At 67.2% G+C, this 7,898-nt stretch carries 7 protein-coding genes and 1 tRNA gene; all 8 read left to right on the top strand.

The genetic code is table 11. The features are described 5' to 3' along the window. Positions 1–20 precede the first annotated feature (20 nt). A complete protein-coding gene (locus VV867_RS28010) occupies positions 21–1,232 on the top strand; it encodes a methyltransferase (protein ID WP_109934914.1) in 1,212 nt (403 codons plus the stop codon). A 402-nt stretch (positions 1,233–1,634) separates the two neighbouring features. Beyond that, the gene (locus tag VV867_RS28015) at positions 1,635–2,105 is read left to right on the top strand and encodes a MarR family winged helix-turn-helix transcriptional regulator (RefSeq protein ID WP_109934913.1); all 471 of its coding nucleotides are present in this window, start codon (positions 1,635–1,637) and stop codon (positions 2,103–2,105) included. A 3-nt stretch (positions 2,106–2,108) separates the two neighbouring features. Continuing rightward, a complete protein-coding gene (locus VV867_RS28020) occupies positions 2,109–3,587 on the top strand; it encodes an efflux transporter outer membrane subunit (protein ID WP_328568145.1) in 1,479 nt (492 codons plus the stop codon). Between the two features lie 12 nt (positions 3,588–3,599). Beyond that, positions 3,600–4,787 carry an HlyD family secretion protein gene (locus VV867_RS28025; RefSeq protein ID WP_328568146.1) on the top strand — a complete coding sequence of 396 codons (1,188 nt, stop codon included), beginning with the start codon at positions 3,600–3,602 and terminating at the stop codon, positions 4,785–4,787. Between the two features lie 13 nt (positions 4,788–4,800). Then, positions 4,801–6,336, top strand: a complete 1,536-nt coding sequence (locus VV867_RS28030) for a DHA2 family efflux MFS transporter permease subunit (RefSeq protein WP_328568147.1) — start codon at positions 4,801–4,803, stop codon at positions 6,334–6,336. A 71-nt stretch (positions 6,337–6,407) separates the two neighbouring features. Beyond that, positions 6,408–6,483, top strand: a tRNA-Thr gene (locus VV867_RS28035). Between the two features lie 407 nt (positions 6,484–6,890). Beyond that, on the top strand, positions 6,891–7,802 hold the full coding sequence (locus tag VV867_RS28040) for a glycosyltransferase family 2 protein (protein ID WP_328568148.1): 912 nt from the start codon (positions 6,891–6,893) through the stop codon (positions 7,800–7,802). Positions 7,803–7,806: 4 nt separating this feature from the next. Next, positions 7,807–7,898: hypothetical protein (locus VV867_RS28045; protein ID WP_328567795.1), on the top strand; the 92-nt coding region annotated here is incomplete at its 3' end.

Genomic DNA, 7,898 nt, shown 5'->3' on the forward strand with positions numbered 1-7,898 from the left:
CTCATCCCCAGCGCACCGCCGTGGCCAACCGCCTCACCGACGACGTCCTGCTCCAGCGCTTCCAGGCCCTGGATGCCTTCCTGCTCGCCCACCAGGGGCTGTGGCGGCCCAAGCCCTTCACCCTGCTGGAGCTGCCCTGGGAAGCCCAGCACCGGGAACTGGCCAGCTGGCTGCGCGGGCGCGACCTGGAACAGGCCGACGCCGCGCACAACCAGCCCGAACGCCTGCCCGCGCCGGCGCCTTTCCCGGAACTGGCGCGCCGTGCCGCCCAACTGAGCGACGTCGGGGACCTGCCATCCCATGCCCTGCCCAAGCTGCCGACGCAGTTCCAGGTCGACGTGCCCGGGCGCAAGTGGCAGCAGATCGAGGCCTTCGCCAGCCGCCTGGACTTCGCCGCGCCCTCCGTGCAATGGCTGGACTGGTGCGCCGGCAAGGGCCACCTGGGGCGCCTGCTGGCCCATGGCGGGCAGCCGCTGCTGAGCCTGGAGCGCGACCTCGCGCTGGTCACCGACGGCCAGCGCCTGAGCGACCGCCTGGGCCTGCGCGCCATGCACGTCGAGCAGGACGTGCTCGCCGAGGGCGCCGCCCGCTACCTGCAGCCCGGCCAGACCGCCGTGGCCCTGCATGCCTGCGGCGACCTGCACGTCCAGTTGCTGCGCCTGGCGGCGAGCAGACGCTGCCGGCAACTGGCGGTGGCGCCCTGCTGCTACAACCGCATCGCCGGCGAGCACTACCAGCCGTTATCCACAGCCGTGGGCGCCTCGCGCCTGAAGCTGGACCAGGACGACCTGCGCCTGCCGCTCGCCGAGACGGTCACCGCCGGCGCCCGGGTGCGGCGCCAGCGCGACAGCTCCATGGCCCGGCGCCTGGCCTTCGACCTGCTGCAGCGCGAACTGCGCGGCGCGGACAGCTACCTGCCGGTGCCCTCGGTACCGGCGGACTGGCTGCACAAGCCGTTCGCCGACTACTGTCGCGACCTGGCCGCGCTCAAGGGCCTGCCCCGCCCCGCCGAACGTGACTGGAACGCGCTGGAGGCCCAGGGCTGGCAGCGCCTGGCGCAGGTGCGCAACCTGGAGCTGGTGCGTGGCCTGTTCCGCCGCCCGCTGGAACTCTGGCTGCTGCTCGACCGCGCGCTGTTCCTCGTCGAACAGGGCTACCGGGTACGCCTGGGACGCTTCTGCGCCGCCCAGCTCACCCCGCGCAACCTGCTCATCCTCGCCGAGCACGTCTAGTACGAGCGTTCCAGAGAGAAGCCCACAGAAGCTGTGGATAACTCTGTTGAGAAGATCGGGAAAATCGCCTCTGCGGCCCGCCCCTGGCCCGCTGGCGCAGCACTGTTCGAATTTTGAACAGATCAGGTAATTTCTTTTAAAAACATATATTTAAGAAAAATCTGAAAAGCGCTGAGGCCTTTTTAGCACGAGTCGCCCACCCGTGCCCCGGCATTGTGCATAAGCACCGGGAACAGGGCTGTGCCGCACAAGGGCCGGGCACGTCCTGTTTCGCGGAACGCTCCCATAGTGCATTCAGGAACGGATTGTTGCCCATTTGCAACAATCCGCTATTTGTCATTAGCTGCCTAGGCAGTATTATTTTGAAATAGATTACCTGCCTAGACAGTTATTAGCCTTGCCATGGATCACTACCGCGTCTCGGACTTTCCGTTCAAGGGCTCGATCGGCCAGTTGCTGGGGCTGGCGGCCATCCTCAAGGACCGCCTGCTGGACAAGCACCTGATCGACCTGGACATCACCGCCGCGCAATTCAAGGTGCTGTTCTTCATCGGCCAGAACCGCGCCAACACCCCCGGCGAGCTGTGCCGCGAGCTGTCCATCGACAGCGGCTCGATGACGCGCATGCTCGACCGCCTGGCGAAGAAGGACCTGCTGCTGCGCCAGCCCTGCCCCAACGACCGGCGCAGCGTGCGCCTGCAGCTCAGCCCCGCCGGCGAGGCGGTGAACGCCCAGGCGCCGCAGATCGCCGTGCGGGCGATGAACGAACTGGTCGGCTGCCTCAGCCCCGAGGAACTGCTGACCCTCACCCGGCTGCTGGGCAAGATCCTCAGCAGCCATGGCGTCGCGCCCGGCGCGCCGCAGGAGAAGTAAGCCATGCGCGCATTCCGCTTACCCGCCGCTACCCTGCTGGCCAGCGCCGTGGCGCTGGCCGGTTGCGTCAGCTCCTCGGGCCTGGCCCCCAGCGGCAAGGCGCTCGACAGCGCCTCGCTGCAGGCCGGCCGCAGCCTCGACGGCACACCGCTGTCCAGCGCCGCCTGGCCGCGCCGGAACTGGTGGAGCAGCCTGGGCGACGCCCAGCTCGATGGCCTGATCGACGAAGCCCTCAAAGGCACGCCAGACCTGCAGATCGCCGATGCCCGCGCCCGCCAGGCCGCCGCCTCGGCCAACGCCGCCGATGCCGAACGCATGCCTACCCTCAACGGCAAGGCCAGCTATGCGGGCATCCGCGCCCCCACCAGCGTGCTCCCCGCGCCAACGGGCGGACACTACGCAGCGGTGAAGTACCTGTCGCTGGGCTTCAACTACAATTTCGACCTCTGGGGCGGCCAGCGCGCCGCCTGGGAAGCCGCCCTCGGCCAGGCCAACGCCGCCGAGGTGGACCGCCAGGCCGCGGCCATCAACCTCTCGGCCAACGTGGCCCGCGCCTACAGCGAGCTGGGCCACGCCTTCGCCGTGCGCGACCTGTCCCACGATGAGCTGGAACGCTCCCAGCGCATCTATGACCTCAGCCGCAAGCGCATGGATGCCGGCCTGGACAGCAAGGTGCAACTGCAGCAATCCCAGAGCCAGGTGGCCAGCGCCCGCCAGCAGCTGGCCGCCGCCGAGCAGCAGATCGCCAGCGACCGCATCGCCCTGGCCGTGCTGCTCGGCCAGGGACCGGACCGCGGCCTCGACCTGCAGCGCCCGCAGCCGCTCAAGCCCGATGCCCTGAACCTGCCGCCCGACCTGCCGGCGGAACTGCTCGGCCGCCGCCCGGACATAGTCGCCGCGCGCTGGCGCGTCGAGGCCGCGGGCAAGGACATCCAGGCGGCGAAGACGCAGTTCTACCCGAACCTCAACCTGGGCGCGATGATCGGCCTGGCGAGCATGCACACCAGCGACCTGCTGGAGGCGCCGAGCCGCTTCTACCAGGTCGCCCCGGCCATCTCCCTGCCGCTGTTCGACGGCGGCCGCCTGCGCGCCAACCTGGCCGGCAAGGACGCGGACTACGACCTGGCCGTGGCGCAGTACAACAAGACACTGGTCGGCGCCCTGGGCGAGGTCAGCGACGACCTCGGCCAGCTGCGCTCGCTGGAGCAGCAACTGCTCGACCAGCGCGAGGCCCGCGACATCGCCAAGTCCAACTTCGAACTGGCCATGCGCCGCTACGGCGAAGGTGTCGGCAACTACCTCGACGCCCTCAGCGTGCAACAGCAACTGCTGCTCGCCGAGCGCCAGCTGGCCAACCTGGAAGCCCAGCGCATCGACCTTTCCGTCCAGCTGGTGCAAGCCCTGGGCGGCGGCTTCCAGGCCGACTCCGTCCCCCCGTCTTCCGCGCCGCTCGCCCAGGCGGGCGCGGCCGCCGCGCATTGAGAGGCAACCGCCATGACCACCGACACCCAAGAAACCACCGGCGGCAACCCCCAGCGCAAGCGCTGGCTGCTGATCCTGCTCGCCGTCGTCATCCTCGCCGGCATCGCCGCGGCGCTCTGGGAATTCCTCTACGGGCGCTGGCACGAAGACACCGACGATGCCTACGTCAACGGCAACGTGGTGCAGATCACCCCGCAGATCACCGGCACCGTGGTCAGCATCGGCGCCGACGACGGCGACCTGGTGCAGAAGGGCCAGGTACTGGTGAAATTCGACCCCAGCGACGCCGACGTGGCCCTGCAGCAGGCCGAGGCCAACCTGGCCCGCACCGTGCGCCAGGTGCGCGGGCTGTTCAGCAACGTCGACGGCTACAAGGCCGACGTCGCCGCGAAGAAGGTCGCCCTGGCCAAGGCCGAGGCCGACTTCAAGCGCCGGCAGAACCTGGCCAACGACGGCGCCATCTCCCAGGAGGAACTGGCCCACGCCCGTGACGCCCTGGACACCGCGCGCAACTCGCTGACCAGCGCCGAGCAGCAGCTGGACACCAACCGCGCCCTGGTGGACGACACCGTCGTCGCCTCCCATCCCGACGTCAAGGCATCCGCCGCCAAGCTGCGCCAGGCCTACCTGGACGACGCCCGCGCGGTGATAGTCGCGCCGGTCACCGGCTACGTGGCCAAGCGCACCGTGCAGGTCGGCCAGCGCGTGCAGCCGGGCGCCGCGCTGATGGCGGTGATCCCGCTGGAACAGGTGTGGATCGACGCCAACTTCAAGGAAACCCAGTTGCAGCACATGCGCATCGGCCAGCCGGTGGAGATCCGCTCGGACCTCTACGGCGGCACCGTCAAGTACCAGGGCAGCGTGGAAAGCCTGGGCGTGGGCACCGGCAGCGCCTTCTCCCTGCTGCCGGCGCAGAACGCCACCGGCAACTGGATCAAGATCGTCCAGCGCGTGCCGGTGCGTATCCGTGTCGACGCCAAACAGCTGGAAGAACACCCGCTGCGCATCGGCCTGTCGATGGACGTCAACGTCGACCTGCACGACCAGAGCGGCCCGGCCCTGTCGCAGCAGTCGCCGAAGGAAGCGCTGTTCTCCACCGACGTCTACCAGCAGCAACTGGCCTCGGCGGACCAGCTCATCGAACAACTGATCCACGCCAACATGGCCGACGGCCGCAGCCGCAGCACCGCCGCGCGCTGAGCCCGGAAGCATCATGAGCGAGAACAGCAACGCCGCCTTCAGCCCGCCCAGCCTGGTGATGGCCACCATCGGCCTGTCCCTGGCGACCTTCATGCAGGTGCTGGACACCACCATCGCCAACGTCGCCCTGCCGACCATCTCCGGCAACCTCGGGGTGAGCGCCGAGCAGGGCACCTGGGTGATCACCTCCTTCGCGGTGAGCAACGCCATCGCCCTGCCGCTGACCGGCTGGCTGAGCCGCAAGGTCGGCGAGGTGCGGCTGTTCATCGCCGCCACCATTCTCTTCGTGATCGCCTCCTTCCTCTGCGGCGTGGCCCAGCAGATGGGCATGCTGGTGGGCTTCCGCGCCCTGCAGGGCTTCGTCGCCGGGCCGCTGTACCCGATCACCCAGACGCTGCTGATCTCCATCTACCCACCAGCCAAGCGCGGCATGGCCCTGGCGCTGCTGGCGATGGTCACGGTGGTGGCTCCGATCGCCGGGCCCATCCTCGGCGGCTGGATCACCGACAGCTACAGCTGGCCGTGGATCTTCTTCATCAACGTGCCCATCGGCCTGTTCGCCGCCTTCGTGGTCTACCAGCAACTGAAGAAGCGCCCGGTGGTGATCAAGCACGCGCCCATGGACTACATGGGGCTGATCCTGCTGGTCCTGGGCGTGGGCGCCCTGCAGGTCGTGCTCGACAAGGGCAACGACCTGGACTGGTTCGAATCGAACTTCATCGTTGGCGGCACCGTGGTGTCGGTCATCGCCCTGGCGGCCTTCATCATCTGGGAACTGACCGACAAGCACCCGATCGTCAACCTGCGCCTGTTCGTGCACCGCAACTTCACCTTCGGCACCCTGGCGCTGGTGGGCGGCTACGCCGGCTTCTTCGGCATGAACCTGCTGCTGCCGCAGTGGCTGCAGACGCAGATGGGCTACACCGCCACCTGGGCGGGCCTGGCGGCGGCGCCGATCGGCATCCTGCCGGTGTTCCTCTCGCCGCTGGTCGGCCGCTACGCCAACAACTTCGACCTGCGCGTCCTCGCCGGCCTGGCGTTCCTGGTGATGTCCGTCACCAGCTTCATGCGCGCCAGCTTCAACACCGAGGTGGACTACGCCCACATCGCCCTGGTGCAGACCCTCATGGGCCTGGGCGTGGCCTTCTTCTTCATGCCCATCCTGAGCATCCTGCTCTCCGACCTGCCACCGGACCAGATCGCCGACGGCTCGGGCCTGGCCACCTTCCTGCGCACCCTGGGCGGCAGCTTCGCGGCCTCCCTCACCACCTGGATCTGGGACCGCCGCGCCACCCTGCACCACGCCCACCTGACGGAAAGCCTGAGCACCTACGACCCGGCCACCCGCGACGCCCTGGACCTGCTCGGCGGCGCCAACCAGCACGGCGCGGCCATGCTCGACCGCATCGTCGAAGGCCAGGCCTACATGCTCTCCACGGTGGAATACTTCACCCTGCTGGGCTGGCTGTTCCTGACCCTGCTGGCCATCATCTGGCTGGCCAGGCCCCCCTTCGGCGCCAAGCCGGGAGCCGCCGCCAGCGGCCACTGAGCAAGCGGACACAAGCTGGAAAATCAGAGGTTTACACCGCCCGGCGCGTGGCTATAATGGCGTCCCTCCTTGCCGGTATAGCTCAGCTGGTAGAGCAACTGACTTGTAATCAGTAGGTCCCGGGTTCGACTCCTGGTGCCGGCACCATCTGCTTCAGACGACTTGGGCTCACCTTCGGGTGGGCCCAAGTCGTTCTTGCCGTAGGGAAAAGCTCTATTTCCGGGGTTGTACCGGCGAAGAAACTTTTTGCCTTGAGCGGAATCCAAATACGCCTTATAGATGCCGCTGAGTTTCGGCCCCGAGCAGGAGCCATCCGCCGTCCAGCAGCCTAGAATAACCAGAGCGTGTTTACGGGTTTACTCCCCAGGTCCGATGCATATAATGGCCGCCTCTTCCACCAGACCGCCCAGACCGGCAGCTGTCCCGCACCTGCCTGCACCCCATGGATGGCGGATTCGCAAGAACCGGATGGATTCACCGGAGGCCCTGTGTTGACTTCCTCCCCCTCTGCAATAGCCCAAAGGGGGCAGAGTTCGCCTTCCGCCCCCGAGCGGGTGGCCATCCTGCTTTCGACCTACAACGGCGAGCGCTTCCTCGCCGAGCAGCTCGACTCCCTGATCGCCCAGACCCACCAGGACTGGACGATCTATGCCTCCGACGATGGCTCCAGCGATGCGACATTGGACATCCTGGCGAAGTACCGCGCGCAGCTTGGCGATGACCGCCTCGTCATTGTGCAGGGCCCCCGCCAGGGGTTCGCGGCGAACTTCCTGAGCCTGCTGGCCCGGGAAGAGATCCAGGCACCTTATTTCGCTTTCTGCGACCAGGATGACCTCTGGATACCCGAGCGACTCACGTTGGGGCTGAACTGGATGCGCGGCCTTCCCGCCGATCGCCCGGCACTTTTCTGCTCCAGGACGCAGCTTATCGACAGCGGTGGCAAGCCCATTGGGCTGTCGCCACTGTTCCTGCGCCCACCGACTTTCGAAAACGCCCTGGTGCAAAGCATCGCGGGTGGCAACACCATGCTGTTCAATGCATCGACCCGGGAGTTGTTGCGACAGACGCCGAAGGGCGAACACATCATTTCCCACGACTGGTGGACCTACCTGCTGGTGACCGGCTGTGGTGGCCATGTGTCCTATGATCCACGGCCGACGGTCGATTATCGTCAGCATGGCCGAAACCTTGTCGGTTCCAACGCAAGCCTTCAGGAGCGTGCAGTGCGGGTATGCAAGATGTTCAAGGGCACCTTCCGTGAATGGATGGATGCCAATCTGCACGCCTTGACGGTTTTCCGCCCCCACCTCACTCCTGACCACCAGCTCACCCTGCAGCTGTTCGAGCAGGCTCGAGCGTCAGCGCTTCCCAAGCGCCTGCAACTGATCCGAAAATCCGGCGTCCACAGGCAGTCTCCGCTAGGCACCCTGGGGCTGACCGCCGCCGCCATCCTCCATAGGATTTAATGCAATGACCATCCTCGTCACCGGCAGCGCCGGCTTCATCGGCGCCAACTTCGTTCTCGACTGGCTGGCAGGCAATGACGAAAAGGTCATCAGCCT

The organism is Pseudomonas sp. JH-2 (assembly GCF_036231725.1).
In the GTDB taxonomy this organism is placed as follows: domain Bacteria; phylum Pseudomonadota; class Gammaproteobacteria; order Pseudomonadales; family Pseudomonadaceae; genus Pseudomonas; species Pseudomonas delhiensis.